General features: G+C 71.3%; 13 protein-coding genes and 2 tRNA genes. 12 read left to right on the top strand and 3 right to left on the bottom strand.

Translation table 11 applies throughout. The features are described from left to right. Positions 1–296 precede the first annotated feature (296 nt). Complete coding sequence (locus FB457_RS13025; RefSeq protein ID WP_018834270.1) at positions 297–491, top strand: hypothetical protein; 195 nt, start codon at positions 297–299, stop codon at positions 489–491. A gap of 107 nt (positions 492–598) precedes the next feature. On the opposite strand, the gene FB457_RS13020 is transcribed toward FB457_RS13025, so the two are convergent. Beyond that, positions 599–669: transfer RNA gene (locus FB457_RS13020), tRNA-Gly, on the bottom strand. 234 nt (positions 670–903) lie between these two features. Here FB457_RS13020 and FB457_RS13015 point away from each other — a divergent pair. The 5 genes from FB457_RS13015 to clpX all read left to right on the top strand — a co-directional run bounded on the left by FB457_RS13015 (position 904) and on the right by clpX (position 6,216). Next, positions 904–977, top strand: a tRNA-Pro gene (locus FB457_RS13015). A gap of 185 nt (positions 978–1,162) precedes the next feature. After that, a complete protein-coding gene (gene tig, locus FB457_RS13010) occupies positions 1,163–2,581 on the top strand; it encodes a trigger factor (protein WP_047015794.1) in 1,419 nt (472 codons plus the stop codon). Between the two features lie 746 nt (positions 2,582–3,327). Next, a complete protein-coding gene (locus FB457_RS13005) occupies positions 3,328–3,930 on the top strand; it encodes an ATP-dependent Clp protease proteolytic subunit (RefSeq protein WP_107086199.1) in 603 nt (200 codons plus the stop codon). A 79-nt stretch (positions 3,931–4,009) separates the two neighbouring features. Next, a complete protein-coding gene (locus FB457_RS13000) occupies positions 4,010–4,702 on the top strand; it encodes an ATP-dependent Clp protease proteolytic subunit (RefSeq protein ID WP_047015792.1) in 693 nt (230 codons plus the stop codon). A gap of 221 nt (positions 4,703–4,923) precedes the next feature. Then, a complete protein-coding gene (clpX, locus tag FB457_RS12995; protein WP_047015791.1) occupies positions 4,924–6,216 on the top strand; it encodes an ATP-dependent Clp protease ATP-binding subunit ClpX in 1,293 nt (430 codons plus the stop codon). A 108-nt stretch (positions 6,217–6,324) separates the two neighbouring features. Here the strand turns inward: clpX and FB457_RS12990 are convergent, their stop codons facing one another. Next, a complete protein-coding gene (locus FB457_RS12990; protein ID WP_047015790.1) occupies positions 6,325–7,428 on the bottom strand; it encodes a hypothetical protein in 1,104 nt (367 codons plus the stop codon). 163 nt (positions 7,429–7,591) lie between these two features. On the opposite strand from FB457_RS12990, the gene FB457_RS12985 reads away from it, so the two are divergent. Then, on the top strand, positions 7,592–10,210 hold the full coding sequence (locus tag FB457_RS12985; protein ID WP_145781924.1) for a valine--tRNA ligase: 2,619 nt from the start codon (positions 7,592–7,594) through the stop codon (positions 10,208–10,210). Positions 10,211–10,259: 49 nt separating this feature from the next. Here the strand turns inward: FB457_RS12985 and FB457_RS12980 are convergent, their stop codons facing one another. Further along, complete coding sequence (locus FB457_RS12980) at positions 10,260–11,240, bottom strand: hydroxyacid dehydrogenase (RefSeq protein WP_047019911.1); 981 nt, start codon at positions 11,238–11,240, stop codon at positions 10,260–10,262. A gap of 151 nt (positions 11,241–11,391) precedes the next feature. Here FB457_RS12980 and folC point away from each other — a divergent pair, with 151 nt between their 5' ends. The 5 genes from folC to mreC all read left to right on the top strand — a co-directional run bounded on the left by folC (position 11,392) and on the right by mreC (position 16,338). Beyond that, entirely contained in the window at positions 11,392–12,975 is a 1,584-nt protein-coding gene (gene folC / locus FB457_RS12975) for a bifunctional tetrahydrofolate synthase/dihydrofolate synthase (RefSeq protein WP_145781923.1), read from the top strand. A gap of 92 nt (positions 12,976–13,067) precedes the next feature. Beyond that, positions 13,068–13,466: a DUF4233 domain-containing protein gene (locus tag FB457_RS12970; RefSeq protein WP_047015787.1), complete on the top strand. Its 399-nt coding sequence runs from the start codon at positions 13,068–13,070 to the stop codon at positions 13,464–13,466. 101 nt (positions 13,467–13,567) lie between these two features. Next, on the top strand, positions 13,568–13,981 hold the full coding sequence (ndk, locus tag FB457_RS12965; RefSeq protein WP_047015786.1) for a nucleoside-diphosphate kinase: 414 nt from the start codon (positions 13,568–13,570) through the stop codon (positions 13,979–13,981). Between the two features lie 250 nt (positions 13,982–14,231). Then, positions 14,232–15,251 (top strand): rod shape-determining protein, encoded by a 1,020-nt coding sequence (locus tag FB457_RS12960; RefSeq protein WP_047019910.1) that lies wholly within the window; start codon positions 14,232–14,234, stop codon positions 15,249–15,251. A 55-nt stretch (positions 15,252–15,306) separates the two neighbouring features. After that, positions 15,307–16,338: a rod shape-determining protein MreC gene (gene mreC, locus FB457_RS12955; protein ID WP_047015785.1), complete on the top strand. Its 1,032-nt coding sequence runs from the start codon at positions 15,307–15,309 to the stop codon at positions 16,336–16,338.

Below are 16,338 nucleotides of genomic sequence, written 5' to 3'. Positions count from 1 at the left end.
TTACGCATATCCGTGCGCCTGGAACGCGGAATTCGGATTCGCCGCTCCGGTTTCCGCATGGTCGCCGCCGGGGATGGACCGCATGGGCGCGCCACCGGCGCGGAGGTCGTGCGGCGTCCCGCGTACGGCGCTCCGCGTGCGCCGTGGGCGCAGATCGGTGTAAGGGGCGCGAGATATCAGCCAGTTGGGCATCCCGCGCACCCCCGTGCACCTCTTGGTGGCACGATGGATCCACCGGGGTGTGCGGGCGGCGGGTGCCCTGGGCGGGTGAACGAGAACCTAGGGGTGATCAGGGCGTGGCTATCTCACTGTCATTGGTGCTGCTGATGGGGATCATCCTGGTCGTGCTGATCCGCGGCGGCTCGATCAAGGTGGGCCCGGCGATCGTTGCGGTGCTCTTCGGCTTCTTCCTGGCGTCCACCAGCGCCGCACCGGACATTCAGGACGCCCTCGACGAAATAAGCCAGAGCATCAGCGACATCGGCACCTGACGGTGCCGCCCGGGGCGACCCGGCCGCCGCGCACACGACAACGGCCGGGGCCCGGCCCGCGCACGTCCCCGGGACGCGGCGCGGACAGGGCCCCGGACCTCTCGCGGAGCGGGTGACGGGAATCGAACCCGCGTAGCCAGCTTGGAAGGCTGGAGCTCTACCATTGAGCTACACCCGCAGGCGCCACCCGCGGCGGGTGGCACGCCCAGCATCGTAGCCGCTGCGCCCCCGGTCCCGCACGCCGCTATGCCTTCCGGGTTGCCTTCGGGCGGCAGGGCGCGTACCCGCGCGCGGCGTCGCCTGTCGCGTACGGGTCAGAACCCCGGCCGGGCGCGGGTCGCGTGCGGCGTCACCAGGGACGTAATCCGCCCCGCCGCGGCTGTGCGGGCATGTACCCTACTGCTCGCACATGCGGGGTGTGGCGCAGCTTGGTAGCGCGTCCGCTTTGGGAGCGGAAGGTCGTCGGTTCGAATCCGGCCACCCCGACCGCGCGGGGACCTTCGTGACGAAGGTCCCTTTATGGGGAGCGGACCCGGCACCGGTACTATGCAAGCTGCGTTCCTGCGTGCCTGGACCGGGCCGCTCCACGCTTCTGCCGGAAGCCGGACGCAGCCGCAAGAAGTCCAGAAGAAGTACAGCACTTCCCAGACGCCATCCCAAGGAGACCGACCGTGAAGAGCGCCGTGGAGACCCTGAACCCGACCCGGGTTCGGCTCACTGTCGAGGTGCCCTTCGAGGAGCTCAAGCCCAGCCTCGACGCGGCGTACAAGAAGATCAACCAGCAGGTCACGGTGCCGGGCTTCCGCAAGGGCAAGATCCCGGCCCGCATCATCGACCAGCGGTTCGGTCGCGGCGCCGTCCTGGAGGAGGCTGTCAACGACGCGCTGCCGAAGCTCTACGAGGACGCCGTCAACGAGGGCGACCTCAAGCCGCTGGGCCGGCCCGAGGTCGACATCACCGAGCTGAAGGACAACGAGACGCTGACCTTCACCGCCGAGGTCGACATCCGCCCCGAGTTCGAGATCCCCGACTACTCCGGCATCAGTGTCGAGGTCGACGCCATCGAGGTGCCCGACGAGGACGTCGACAAGTCGGTCGAGCAGCTCCGCGAGCGCTTCGCCTCCACCACGCCGGTGGAGCGGGCCGCGGCGGAGGGCGACGTCGTCACCATCGACCTGGAGGCGAGCGTCGACGGCAAGGTGCTGGACGACGGCGTCGCCAGCGGCGTGACGTACACCATCGGCTCCGGTGAGCTGCTCGACGGCATCGACGAGGCCGTCACGGGCCTGGAGGCCGGCGGCTCCGCGACCTTCGCCTCCGAGCTGAAGGGCGGCTCCGCGGCGGGCCAGGAGGCCCAGGTCAAGGTCGAGGTCACGCAGGTCGCCGAGCGCGAGCTGCCGGAGCTGGACGACGAATTCGCCCAGATGGCCAGCGAGTTCGACACGCTGGAGGAGATGCGGGCGGACAGCCGCAAGCGGCTGGAGCAGATGAAGCGCTACGACCAGGCGCAGCAGGCCCAGGAGAAGGTGCTGGACGAACTGCTCGGCCTGGTGGAGATCCCGGTGCCGGAGAAGCTGCTGGAGGAGGAGATCTCCACCCGCCGGCACAACCTGGAGAACCACCAGCTCGCGCAGATGGGCATGAACCTGGAGGGCTACCTGAAGCTCCAGGAGAAGACCGCCGAGGAGTTCGAGACCGAGCTGAAGGAGCAGGCGGAGCGCGGCATCCGCACCCAGTTCGTCCTCGACGAGCTGGTGGGCAAGGAGCAGGTGAACGTCGGCCAGGAAGAGCTGACCGAGCACCTGATGCGCCGCGCCCAGTCCTCGGGCATGAGCCCGGACCAGTTCGCCCAGGCCGTCGTCGAGGGCGGCCAGGTCCCGGTCCTGGTCGGCGAGGTCGCCCGCGGCAAGGCCCTGGCGGTCGTGGTGGAAGCCGCGACGATCAAGGACACGAACGGCGAGCCGGTGGACCTCTCGGACGAGGACGAGACCGCGGAGACGGTCGAGGCCGCGTCGGAGGAGACCGGGACGACGGCGGACGCGGCGGACGCCGAGGCGAGCGAGGAGAAGCCGGAGAAGGCAGAAGCCTGACCCGCCCCCCCACACCACGCGGGCCCCGCGCACCGGCGCCGGGGCCCGCAGCACGCCCCCTCCGCGGACGGCGCCACCCCGGCACCACCCGCACTCCGCAGCGGTACACCCACGCGCTCCGCGCGTGGTGGCGGCGCACGGCCCCGGCCCTCGTCACCCCCGGCGCACACCGGCCGCCGGCCAGGGCGGCCCGGCACCGGGGATGCGGCTCTACCCGGCAGAACCGCACGCGCACCCCACCGCCTCCGGCACACGGCTACCCGCCGGGCGCCTGCCCCCGGCTACGCGGGCGGCAGGGCGCTTGCCCCCGGCTACGCGGGCGCGGCGCCGCGAGGAGCGGGGCGTACGCTCCCGTACCCGGTAGCCGGGCGGAGTCACCGGGCCCTGGTCGGCCGCCGCGCAGCGCCGTCCGCAGTGCGCCCGCCCGCGCGCTCCGCCGCGCTGTGGCAGCGCAGAGCCCCGGCCGCCCGCCGGAATCCCGCTCCTCTCCGCCGCGCCGGCCCGCAGGGCGCCCGGCGCCGGGTAGTGTGGCGGGTCCGGCTTGCCCCGCCACCCGCCGGCCCGCCGCGCCGCCCGCAGGGCACTCCGCAGGGGCCTGCGCTCACAGCGAACAGTTCCGGAACCGGGATGGCCGCCGCCTACCTGCGCGTTAGGGTCCATAAGCAAGTCAGGCAACTCAGGAACGTACAGTCAGACGGCCTCAGGCGGCCGTCACAGAATGAGCAGGTGGACACGTGACGAACCCGATGCTTTCCGGCCCGGGCGAGCCGTCCTTCGGCGGCCTTGGCGACCAGGTCTACAACCGGCTGCTCAACGAGCGCATCATCTTCCTCGGCCAGCCGGTCGACGACGACATCGCCAACAAGATCACGGCGCAGCTCCTCCTCCTCGCCGCCGACCCGGACAAGGACATCAACCTCTACATCAACAGCCCGGGCGGCTCCGTGACCGCAGGCATGGCGATCTACGACACGATGCAGTTCATCAAGAACGACATCGTCACCATCGCCCTCGGCCTCGCCGCCTCCATGGGCCAGTTTCTGCTCAGCGCCGGCACCCCCGGCAAGCGCTTCGCGCTGCCGAACGCCGAGATCCTGATCCACCAGCCGTCCGCCGGCCTGGCCGGCTCCGCGACGGACATCAAGATCCACGCCGAGCAGCTCATCCGCACCAAGAAGAAGATGGCGGAGCTCACCTCGCTGCACACCGGCCAGACCGTCGAGCAGGTCACCCACGACTCCGACCGCGACCGCTGGTTCTCCGCGGAGGAGGCCAAGGAGTACGGCCTGATCGACGAAGTCATGCCGTCGGCCTCGGGCATCCCCGGCGGCGGCGGTACCGGCGCCTGAGGTCCGGCGCCCGGCCGGCGACCCGCAACAGCCCGCGCAGCCCTTCACAGCCGCACTGCCACCAGGACGGAACACCACGATGCAGAACTTCCCCGGACGCGGTCTCTACGACCGCGTGGCCGACGAGGCCGCCGACGCCCGTCGTTCAATGGGCGCCGAGTCCCGCTACGTCATCCCGCGCTTCGTCGAGCGCACCTCGCAGGGCATCCGCGAGTACGACCCGTACGCGAAGCTCTTCGAGGAGCGCGTCATCTTCCTCGGCGTGCAGATCGACGACGCCTCGGCGAACGACGTGATGGCCCAGCTCCTGTGCCTTGAGTCGATGGACCCCGACCGGGACATCTCGGTCTACATCAACAGCCCCGGCGGCTCCTTCACGGCGCTCACCGCCATTTACGACACCATGCAGTTCGTCAAGCCGGACATCCAGACCGTCTGCATGGGCCAGGCCGCCTCGGCCGCCGCCGTGCTGCTGGCCGCCGGCACCGAGGGCAAGCGCATGGCCCTGCCGAACGCGCGCATCCTCATCCACCAGCCGTACACCGAGACCGGCCGCGGCCAGGTCTCCGACCTGGAGATCGCCGCGAAGGAGATCTTCCGGATGCGTAACCAGCTCGAAGAGATGCTGGCCAAGCACTCGACGACGCCGATCGAGAAGGTCCGTGACGACATCGAGCGGGACAAGATCCTCACCGCCGAGGAGTCCCTCGAGTACGGGCTGATCGACCAGATCGTCTCCACCCGCAAGCTGTCCGCCGGCATCGGCGGCTGAGGCTCGCGGCCGGCTCCCGGCTCCGTATCCGCGGCGCCGGACCTGACGTCCGGGCCCTTGTCCTCTGCCTCTGGACAGGGCCGCCCGTGGAGCGGTCCCCTGGGAAGCGAACCAGTGAGTTGGGCCCAAGGGGACCGCTCGGGGCTCCGGGCAAGGTACCGTCGATACGCAACCAGGTTCCGCCCCCCAAGAGCGGATCCCAGGCGAAGGGGAAGCACCTCGTGGCACGCATCGGTGACGGCGGCGATCTGCTCAAATGCTCGTTCTGCGGAAAGAGCCAGAAGCAGGTCAAGAAGCTCATCGCAGGACCCGGTGTCTACATCTGCGACGAGTGCATCGACCTCTGTAACGAGATCATCGAAGAGGAGCTGGCGGAGAGCTCCGAGGTGCGCTGGGAGGAACTGCCCAAGCCCCGCGAGATCTACGAGTTCCTGGAGGGCTACGTCGTCGGCCAGGAGGCCGCCAAAAAGGCGCTCTCCGTAGCGGTCTACAACCACTACAAGCGGGTCCAGGCCGGCGAGAACGGCGCCGCGGCGCAGAACCGCGAGGACGGCATCGAGCTGTCGAAGTCCAACATCCTGCTGCTCGGCCCCACCGGTTCCGGCAAGACGCTGCTGGCGCAGACCCTGGCCCGGATGCTCAACGTCCCCTTCGCCATCGCCGACGCCACCGCCCTCACCGAGGCGGGGTATGTCGGCGAGGACGTCGAGAACATCCTGCTGAAGCTCATCCAGGCCGCCGACTACGACGTCAAGAAGGCCGAGACCGGCATCATCTACATCGACGAGATCGACAAGGTCGCACGGAAGAGTGAGAACCCGTCGATCACCCGTGACGTCTCCGGCGAAGGCGTGCAGCAGGCGCTGCTGAAGATCCTGGAGGGCACGACGGCCTCCGTGCCGCCGCAGGGCGGCAGGAAGCACCCGCACCAGGAGTTCATCCAGATCGACACGACGAACGTGCTGTTCATCGTCGGCGGCGCCTTCGCCGGTCTGGAGAAGCTCATCGAGTCCCGGGCGGGCGCCAAGGGCATCGGCTTCGGGGCCACCATCCGCTCCAAGCGCGAGCTGGCGAACGAGGACCCGTTCCAGGAGGTCATGCCCGAGGATCTGGTGAAGTACGGCATGATCCCCGAGTTCATCGGGCGGCTGCCGGTCATCACCAGCGTGCACAACCTGGACCGGGCCGCCCTGCTGAAGATCCTCGTCGAGCCGCGGAACGCGCTCGTCAAGCAGTACCAGCGCCTCTTCGAACTCGACGGCGTCGAGCTGGACTTCGACCGTCCGGCGCTGGAGGCCATCGCCGACCAGGCCATCCTCCGCGGCACCGGCGCCCGCGGGCTCCGCGCCATCATGGAGGAGGTGCTGCAGTCCGTGATGTACGAGGTGCCGTCGCGCAAGGACGTCGCCCGCGTGGTCATCACGGAGGAGGCGGTCCACTCCAACGTCAACCCGACGCTGGTGCCCCGCTCCCGCGCCGCCGAGCCGGAGCAGCGCCACCAGGAGAGTGCCTGAGCCGCACGCCGTCTCCGGCCGGTACGGGTCCCGTACGCGCCGGATGCAGCACCCGACACGGAAAGGGGCCGCCCACCGGGCGGCCCCTTCGCGTGTGTGTCCCGCGGCTCAGCCGAGCGGCACGCGGACGTCGTTGCGGACCTCCGCGGTGGTGGTCGCGGCCTCGTCGATGCTCGTCTCGCCGCCGGTGATGATCAGCGTCGGGTCGGTCATCGCGATGTAGCCGATGGTGCTGCTGTCGGCCCAGGCACAGGTCGGGAAGTTGAAGCTGTCGACCGGTGCGCCGGAGTCGTCGCTGGAGAACTTCACGTACTGGCACTTCATCGAAGCGCCCTCCTCCAGCCCGTCGGGGTTGACCTCCTCCGGGCTGCCGACCAGCTCGGCCGTGTCGCCCCCGCCCGCGGACGGGTCGGCGGCGGCCTCCTTGGCCATGTACGTGAAGAACGCGTCGAGGACCATGTCCGGGTTGGAGATGTCGCCGTAGACGCCCTGGAACTGGAGGATCTTGGCCGTTGCCTCGGTGCCCGCCGTGTAGCCGGCGCCGACGTCCTTCGGGTTGGAGACGCCGATGGTCTCCAACTGGTCGATGTCGCTGGAGTTGAGCCCGCCGCCGGGGGCGGAGTCGTCCTTCTGGTACTCGGAGGCGACCGTCTCGGGCGTCGTCAGCTTGTACTTCTTGCCGTCGTCGGCGGGCGGGTCGTCCCCGCTGTCGGACCCGTCGTCCGTCTTGTCGCCGTCGTTCTGCGAGTTCTTCGACTCGTCCTTCTTGCCGTCATCGTCGTCGCCACCGATGAGGAAGAACGCGGCCACGGCTATCAGCGCGACCGCGACCACCGCGCCGACGACGACGAAGAGCGTCTTGTTCTTGCCGCCGCCGGGCGGCGGGGACGGCGGGGCCTGGCCGTACCCGGGCTGCTGCTGACCGTACGGACCCGCCTGCTGCTGGCCGTACTGCTGCTGGCCGTAACCCCCGGGCTGCCCGTACCCGCCAGGCTGTTGCTGCTGCTGCCCGTAGCCCTGGTCGCCGCCCTGCTGCGGGTAGCCGTAACCGGGCTGGCCCGGCTGACCGCCCTGGCCGGGCTGGGCGTACGGCGACTGCGCGGGCTGCTGCGGTTGCTGGGGCTGGCCGTAGGGACCGGGCTGCCCGTACGGGCCTGGCTGCTGCCCTCCACCCCCGTACGGTCCGGGTGGCGGCGGCTGGTTGTGACTCATTACGGTCCCCTCCGTGAGTTAATGCTGCTCCGCCCATACTGTCGGATCGCGCCGCGTTGCGCTGCCTCGGGTCTCGATCGGCGGAGGCGCGGTCGTCCACAAGGACGCAGCCCGTCCACAAGTGGTTCGCAGCGGGGCGTGACGCGGCTCTACACTGACCGTCGTGACCGACGCAAAGAACCCGCAGAGCAGCGCAGCAGAACTCCCCACGCAGTACACGCCCGGCGAGGTCGAGACCTCGCTGTACGAGGGCTGGGTAGAGCGCGGTTACTTCGCGGCGGACGCCAAGAGCGACAAGCCTTCGTACGCGATCGTCATCCCCCCGCCGAACGTCACGGGGAGCCTGCATCTCGGCCACGCCTTCGAGCACACGCTGATCGACGCCCTCACCCGCCGCAAGCGGATGCAGGGGTACGAGACGCTGTGGCAGCCAGGCATGGACCACGCCGGCATCGCCACGCAGAACGTGGTGGAGCGCGAGCTGGCGAAGGAGGGCCTGTCGCGGCACGATCTGGGCCGCGAGGCGTTCGTCGAGCGAGTGTGGAAGTGGAAGGCGGAGTCCGGCGGGCAGATCGCCGGCCAGATGCGCCGCCTCGGCGACGGCGTGGACTGGAGCCGCGACCGCTTCACCATGGACGAGGGCCTCTCCCGCGCCGTCCAGACCATCTTCAAGCGGCTCTTCGACGACGAGCTGATCTACCGCGCCGAGCGCATCATCAACTGGTGCCCCCGCTGCCTCACCGCGATCTCCGACATCGAGGTGGAGTACCAGGACGACGACGGCGAGCTGGTCTCCATCCGCTACGGGGAGGGCGAGCAGTCCATCGTCGTGGCCACCACCCGCGCCGAGACGATGCTCGGCGACACCGCCGTCGCGGTCCACCCGGACGACGAGCGCTACCGCCACCTCGTCGGCACGGAGATCGTGCTGCCGCTCACCGGCCGCCGCATCCCCGTCCTCGCCGACGAGCACGTCGACCCCGAGTTCGGCACCGGCGCCGTGAAGGTGACCCCGGCGCACGACCCGAACGACTTCGAGATCGGCCGCCGGCACGACCTGCCGATGCTCACGATCATGGACGAGCACGCGGTCATCACCGCCCACGGCCCGTTCCAGGGCCTGGACCGGCTGGAGGCCCGCTCGGCGATCGTCGCCGCGCTGCGGGCCGACGGCCGGATCGTGGCCGAGAAGCGGCCTTACACGCACTCGGTGGGCCACTGCTCCCGCTGCAAGACCACGATCGAGCCGCGGCTGTCCCTGCAGTGGTGGGTGAAGGTCGGCCCGCTGGCGAAGGCCGCGGGCGACGCGGTGCGCGACGGCCGGGTCGCCATCCACCCCAAGGAGATGGAGTCCCGCTACTTCGGCTGGGTCGACCACCTCAACGACTGGTGCATCTCCCGCCAGCTCTGGTGGGGCCACCGGATCCCCGTCTGGCACGGCCCGGACGGCGAGCTGGTGTGCGTCGGCCCGGACGAGGAGCCGCCGAGCGGCGAGGGCTGGACCCAGGACAGCGACGTGCTGGACACCTGGTTCTCGTCCGGCCTGTGGCCCTTCTCCACGCTCGGCTGGCCGGAGGAGACCGAGAGCCTGGCGAAGTTCTATCCGAACTCCGTCATGGTCACGGGCTACGACATCCTCTTCTTCTGGGTCGCCCGGATGATGATGTTCGGGCTGTACGCGATGGACGGCGAGATCCCGTTCCGTACGATCGCGCTGCACGGCATGGTGCGCGACCAGTTCGGCAAGAAGATGTCGAAGTCCTTCGGGAACGCGGTCGATCCCCTGGAGTGGATGGACAAGTACGGCTCCGACGCCGTCCGGTTCACCCTCGCCCGCGGTGCCAACCCGGGCACCGACGTGCCGATCGGCGAGGACTGGGTGCAGGGCTCGCGCAACTTCGCGAACAAGGTGTGGAACGCCACGCGCTTCGCGCTGATGAACGGCGCCACGGTCGAGGGCCCGCTGCCCGCCGAGGCGGAGCTGTCCACCACGGACCGCTGGATCCTCTCCCGGCTCGGCGCCGTCGTCGCCGAGGTCGACGCACTCTACGACGACTACCAGTTCGCGAAGCTCTCCGACGTGCTGTTCCACTTCGCCTGGGACGAGGTCTTCGACTGGTACGTGGAGCTGTCCAAGACCACGTTCGCGGCCGGCGGCCCCGCGGCCGACGCCTCGCGCCGCGTCCTCGGCGAGGTCCTGGACGTCACGCTGCGGCTGCTGCACCCGGTGGTCCCGTTCGTCACCGAGACGCTGTGGACGACGCTGACGGGCCGCGAGTCCCTCGTGATCGCCGACTGGCCCGCGGACTCCGGCTTCCGGGACGCGGCGGCCGAGGCGGAGATCGTGAAGCTCCAGGAGGTCGTCACCGAGGTCCGCCGCTTCCGCGCCGACCAGGGCCTGCAGCCGGGCCAGCGGGTGCCCGCCCGGGTGGAGCTGTCCGGCGCGGGACTGGAGGAGCACGAGGCCGCCATGCGGCAACTGCTGCGCCTCCAGCCGGAGGGCGGCTCCTTCGCCGCCACCGCGTCGCTGCCCGTGGCCGGGGCGACGGTCGCGCTGGACCTGTCCGGGACGATCGACGTGGCGGCCGAGCGCAAGCGGCTGACGAAGGATCTGGCCGCGGCCGAGAAGGAGAAGGCGCAGGCGGAGGCCAAGCTCGGGAACGAGGGCTTCCTCGCCAAGGCGCCGGAGCCGGTCGTCGCCAAGATCCGTACCAGGCTGGCGAAGGCCGAGGAGGACATCGTCCGCATCGGCGCCCAGCTGGAGCGCCTGCCGCAGGCGTAGCGCGTGCGCGTACGGGCCCGGGGCGCCTGCCCCGGGCCCGTACCCGCGGCTACGCGCTGTGGCCCAGGGACTCCGGCCGCACCGGGTGCGCGAAGGGCAACCCGGCGGCGTAGCGGGCCAGTTCGCCGGCCGCCGCCCGGCCCAGCCGCGGCAGCTCGCCCGCCAGCGACCCCGCGACATGCGGTGTCAGCAGCACGTTCGGCAATTCGTACAGCGGCGAGCCGGCCGGCAGGAACTCCGGCTCGGTCACGTCCACCACGGCGTGCAGCCGCCCCGAGACCAGCTCCTCCGTCAGCGCCTCCTGGTCCACCAGCGAGCCGCGGGCGGTGTTGACGAGCGTCGCACCGTCCCGCATCGACGCCAGCCGGGCGCGGCTGATCAGATGCCGGGTGCTCGGCAGCGCCGGCGCGTGCACGGAGACCACGTCCGCGGTGGCGCACAGCTCGTCGAGCCCCGCGGGGGTGGCGCCGAGGGCGCGCAGTTCGCCGTCGTCCGCGTACGGGTCGTAGACGAGCGCCGACAGGTCGTACGGGCGCAGCAGTTCCAGCACCCGCCGCCCGATCATCGAGGCGCCGACGATGCCGACGGTGCGCCGGTAGTTGCCGGCGCCCGGGTGGTCCGCGTACCAGTCGTACGGGCCGCGCCGCCGCCGGTACTCCTCCCGTACCTCCAGCACCCGCTTGTTGGCGAAGAGCACCGCCGCGACGGTGTACTCCGCCACCGGCAGCGCGTTCGCCCAGGCCGCCGAGGAGACCGCGATCCCGCGCCGCCACACCGCCTCGGTGACGTGGTGCTTGACGGACCCCGCGGCGTGCACGACGGCCCGCAGCTCCGGCGCGGCGGCGAGCGCCGCCTCGTCCAGCGGCGGGCAGCCCCAGCAGGTGACCAGCACCTCCGCGCCGGCCAGCGCCGCGGCGGCGCGCGGGCCGGTGAAGTCCGCGGCGACCAGATTGGGTTCGAGGTCCGCGACCTCGGCGAGCCGGTCCCGCGTCGCCGCGTCGAAGAGCCGCGGCAGGACGTCGGGGCTCATCGCGAACAGCGCGCGCGGGCGGCGCCCCGCACCGTTCGGGGGGTCGTTGGGGGACACGCGGTGGCCTCCTGTGTCGAACGTGCGATCCGAAGCTGCTTCTCGTGCACCCGCCGGTCGGGGGACTGTCGTATCCGGACCCTAGACTGACACCGTGAGCGCCCGCGAAGAACCCGCTGGTCCCGACCCGGACGAGACCCCCGGCAGCCCGGACACCCCGGGCGGCCCGGAAGACGATGCCTTCGAGGAGATCGTCGGCACGGAGACCGACCGCGATCCCGACCTCGCCGTCATCGAGGCCGGCAGCCGCACGCTGCGCGCGCAGGGCGGCCCGCCCGCCGGTGACGGCGTGCCCGCGGTGCCCGCGGACCCCGAGGTGGCGCGCGCGCTGCGCGAGGCCGAGGCGGAGCTGCTGGCGCGCTGGCCGGAGACGCGCATCGACCCGTCACTGGAGCGCATCCAGGCGCTGCTCGACATCCTCGGCGAGCCGCAGCGGGCCTATCCCTCGATCCATCTGACGGGCACGAACGGCAAGTCCTCCACGGCCCGCATGATCGAGGCCCTGCTGGTCGCCTGCGACCTGCGCACGGGCCGCTTCACCAGCCCGCACCTGCAGTCGATCACGGAGCGGATCGGCCTGGACGGGGCGCCGATCGACGCGGAGCGGTTCGTGGAGGCGTACCGCGAGCTGAAGCCGTACGCGGAGCTGGTCGACGCCCGGCAGGAGCACCCGCTGTCGTTCTTCGAGATGCTCACCGCGATGGCCTTCGCCGCGTTCGCCGAGGCCCCGGTGGACGCGGCGGTCGTCGAGGTCGGCCTCGGCGGCACCTGGGACAGCACGAACGTTATCGACGCCTCCGTCGCCGTCGTCACCCCCATCGCCGTCGACCACAGCCGGCTGCTGGGGGACACCCCGGGCGCCATCGCCGCGGACAAGGCGGGGATCATCAAGAAGACCGCGACGTCCCCCGGCGGCGGCACGGGGACCGTCGTGATCATGGCCCAGCAGCCCGTCGACGCCGCGCAGGTCATCCTCAAGCGGGCCGTCGAGATGGACGCGACCGTGGCCCGCGAGGGCATGGAGTTCGGGGTGCTGAGCCGGGAGGTCGCGGTCGGCGGGCAGTTGCTGACGCTGCGCGGCCTCGGCGGCGAGTACCCGGAGGTCTTCCTGCCGCTGCACGGCGAGCACATGGCGCACAACGCCGCGGTGGCGCTCGCCGCGGTCGAGGCGTTCTTCGGCGTCGGCTCCGAGCACGCCCGCAGCCTCGACGCGGACACCGTCAGGCGCGCGTTCGCGGCCGTCACCTCGCCCGGCCGCCTGGAGATCGTGCGGACCTCGCCCACCGTCATCCTCGACGCCGCCCACAACCCGGCCGGCGCGCTGGCCACCGCCGCGGGCGTGCAGGAGGCGTTCGGCTTCAGCCGGCTGGTCGGCGTCGTCGGCACCAGCAGGGAGAAGGACGTGCGCGGCGTGCTGGAGGCGTTCGAGCCGATCTTCTCCGAGGTCGTCATCACCCGGAACTCGACCACCCGCGCCATGGACCCGGACGAGCTGGCGGCCATCGCCGTCGAGGTCTTCGGCAGCGAGCGGGTCCAGGTCGAGCCGCGGCTGGACGACGCCCTGGAGGCGGCCATCACCCTGGCGGAGGAGGAGGACGAGTACGCCGGCGCGGGCGTGCTGGTCACCGGCTCCGTCATCACCGCCGGAGAGGCCCGGCTGCTGCTGGGCGCGAAGTAGCGGGGGACTACCCTGGCGGGGAGGGACGAGTGCACCGGTGCCCGCCGCGCCGGGTCCGTCACCCCCGCTGGAACCGAAGAGAAGGGCGAGCGATGCGCACGCTCTGTGCGAGCACGCTGATCGGCGAGATCCTGGTCGTCGGCCTGACGGGTCTCGTCGCGATGCAGCAGTCCGACCTGTCGAACGGCACGATCTGGGGGGTCAGCGGCGCCGCCATGGTGCTGTGCGTGCTGCTCTGCGGGATGCTCGGGCGCCCCGGCGCCGTGCAGGTCGGCTGGGGGCTGCAGATCGCGCTGATCGCCTCCGGCTTCGTGGTGCCGTCGATGTTCTTCCTGGGCGCGGTCTTCGCCGCCCTGTGGTGGGCGTCGGTGCACTACGGCCGGATCGTCGACGAGGCCAAGGCGGCGCGCGCCCGCGCCGCCGCGGAGCAGACCGCCGCCGCGGAGCAGACCGGCGGCGCCCCCGCCGAACCTGGCGGCGCCCCGGCGTAGCCGCCGGGGCCGCCGGAGGCCGGGATGCGTGCGGGCGCCCGCGGGGGGCCGGGTAAGGTCGGATTCCCCCGAATCCAGCAACGCACTGCCAGGAGCCGTACATGAGCCAGCGCACGCTCGTCCTCCTCAAGCCCGACGCGGTCCGCCGCGGGCTGGTCGGCGAGATCATCGGCCGGATCGAGCGGAAGGCCGACTGGTCGATCGCCGCGCTCGAGTTGCGCACCCTCGACCGCTCGATCCTGGAGCAGCACTACGCCGAGCACGTGGGCCGCCCGTTCTACGAGCCCCTGGTGGAGTTCATGGCCTCGGGACCCGTCGTCGCGCTCGTGGTCGAGGGCGAGCGGGTCATCGAGGGAGTCCGCGCCCTGGCCGGGCCCACCGACCCGATCGCCGCCGCGCCCGGCAGCATCCGCGGCGACTTCGGCACCGTCGTCCGTGAGAACCTCGTGCACGCCTCGGACTCCGAGGAATCCGCCGCACGCGAGCTGAAGCTGTTCTTCCCCGACCTCGCCTGACGTCCCCGCAGGTCGGCAGCGGACCCGTGCCCCGGAGAGGCGACCGGATCATTCGGTCGCCTCTTGGCATGTGCAAGCGAAAAGGGGGCATGCGCAACCGACACGGTGCCGTATTGACTGCGACACCCTCGCTCCCTCCGCGACCTCGCGAGACTACGATGGCCCCTACGGGCCGTAGCGCGCGCCGCCCTGCTGCCGACCCCCGTCCGCCATCACCCTGGAAGGCCAGACGTACCCCATGGCGAACAACATGAGCTTCATCGGCCGTGACATGGCCGTCGACCTTGGGACCGCCAACACGTTGGTGTACGTCAGAGGCCGGGGCATCGTCCTGAACGAGCCGTCGGTCGTCGCCATCAACACCAACACGGGCGGCATCCTCGCGGTCGGCGCCGAGGCGAAGAAGATGATCGGCCGCACCCCGGGCAACATCGTGGCGGTGCGCCCGCTGAAGGACGGCGTCATCGCCGACTTCGAGATCACCGAGCGGATGCTGCGCTACTTCATCCTGAAGATCCACAAGCGCCGCTACCTCGCCCGTCCGCGCGTCGTCGTCTGCGTCCCCTCCGGCATCACGGGAGTCGAGCGCCGCGCGGTCATCGAGGCGTCGACCCAGGCGGGCGCGCGCCAGGTGCACATCATCGAGGAGCCCATGGCGGCGGCCATCGGCTCGGGGCTCCCGGTGCACGAGGCGACGGGGAACATGGTCGTGGACATCGGCGGCGGCACCACCGAGGTCGCGGTGATCTCCCTCGGCGGCATCGTCACGGCGCAGTCCATCCGGGTCGCCGGGGACGAGCTGGACAACGCGATCATCCAGCACATCAAGAAGGAGTACAGCCTCCTGCTCGGCGAGCGCACCGCCGAGAACATCAAGATCACCATCGGCTCCGCGTACGACACCGACCGCGACGAGCACACCGAGATCCGCGGCCGCGACCTGGTCAGCGGGCTGCCGAAGACGGTTGTGATCTCCTCCGCCGAGGTGCGCAAGGCCATGGAGGAGCCGCTCAACGCGATCGTCGACGCGGTCAAGACGACGCTCGACAAGTGCCCGCCGGAGCTGTCCGGCGACATCATGGACCGCGGCATCGTGCTCACCGGGGGCGGCGCGCTGCTGGCCGGCCTCGACGAGCGGCTGCGGCACGAGACGGGGATGCCGATCCACCTCGCCGAGGAGCCGCTCGACTCCGTCGCGCTCGGCTCCGGCAAGTGCGTCGAGGAGTTCGAGGCGCTGCAGCAGGTGCTGGACGCGCAGCCCCGTCGTTAGCCCCACAAGTCCGCACCCCACCGCCGGGACACCCAGGAAGGCGCTTCGGAAGCACGTGAGGGACACACGAGAGAGCCGGGTCCTGCTCCTGCTGCTCATCACCATCTCGTTCGCGCTGATCACGGTCGACATCCGGGGCGGGGACGACTCTCCCCTGGACGCCACGAAGCGGGGGGCCGCGGCGGCGTTGGGGCCCGTCGAGAACGGCGTCGCGACGGTGGTCGACCCGGTGGGCAACGCGATCGAGGCGGTCCGCGAGTCGGGGGAGAGGCACGACAAGATCGCCGAGCTGCAGCGGCAGAACGCCGAGCTGAAGCAGCGACTGGGCAGCGACGACCGCAACCGCGCCCGCGCCGCCGAGCTGGACAAGATCCTGGGCACCGCGGGCGCCGGGCGCTACGGCATCAAGGGGGCCCAGGTCATCGCCATAGGAGCGGCCCAGGGCCTGTCCTGGACCGTGACCATCGACGCCGGCTCCCGCGACGGACTGGAGCGGGACATGACCGTACTCAACGGCGACGGCCTCGTCGGGCGCGTCACCACCGTCGGCCCGTCCACGGCCACCGTGCTGCTCGCCAACGACCCGGACTTCACCGTCGGCACCCGGCTGGAGAAGACCAGCGAACTGGGCTTCGCCACCGGGCAGGGCGACCGGCCCATGAAGGTCGAACTGCTCAACGGCAAGCTGAAGGTGGAGAAGGGCGACCGGCTGGTGACCTTCGGCTCCAGCGAATCGCGGCCGTTCGTGCCGGGCGTGCCGATAGGAGTCGTCTCGTCGGTCGAGCCGGTCGGCGACGTCACCCGCACCGTGTACGTCGAGCCGTACGCCTCCTTCACCCGGCTCGACATCGTCGGCGTCGTCGTCCAGCCGCCCCGCGACGACCCGCGCGACACGGTCCTGCCGCCCGCGCCGAAGGCCACCCCGACGCCCACCGTCACCGTCACCGTCCCCCCGGGCGGGGAGGGCGAGGCGGACGGCGGCGCGGCCGAGGGCGAGGCGGACGCCGGGGCCGGTACCGGTGCCGGCGAGGACCCGGCGGCCGATCCCGCCGCCGGGGGCCCCGCAGCCGGAGAGGACGTGAACTGA

Source organism: Streptomyces sp. CNZ287, from assembly GCF_007827615.1.
Note: the sequence above shows the minus strand (reverse complement) of the source record. Positions and strands in the feature narration are given on the sequence as shown.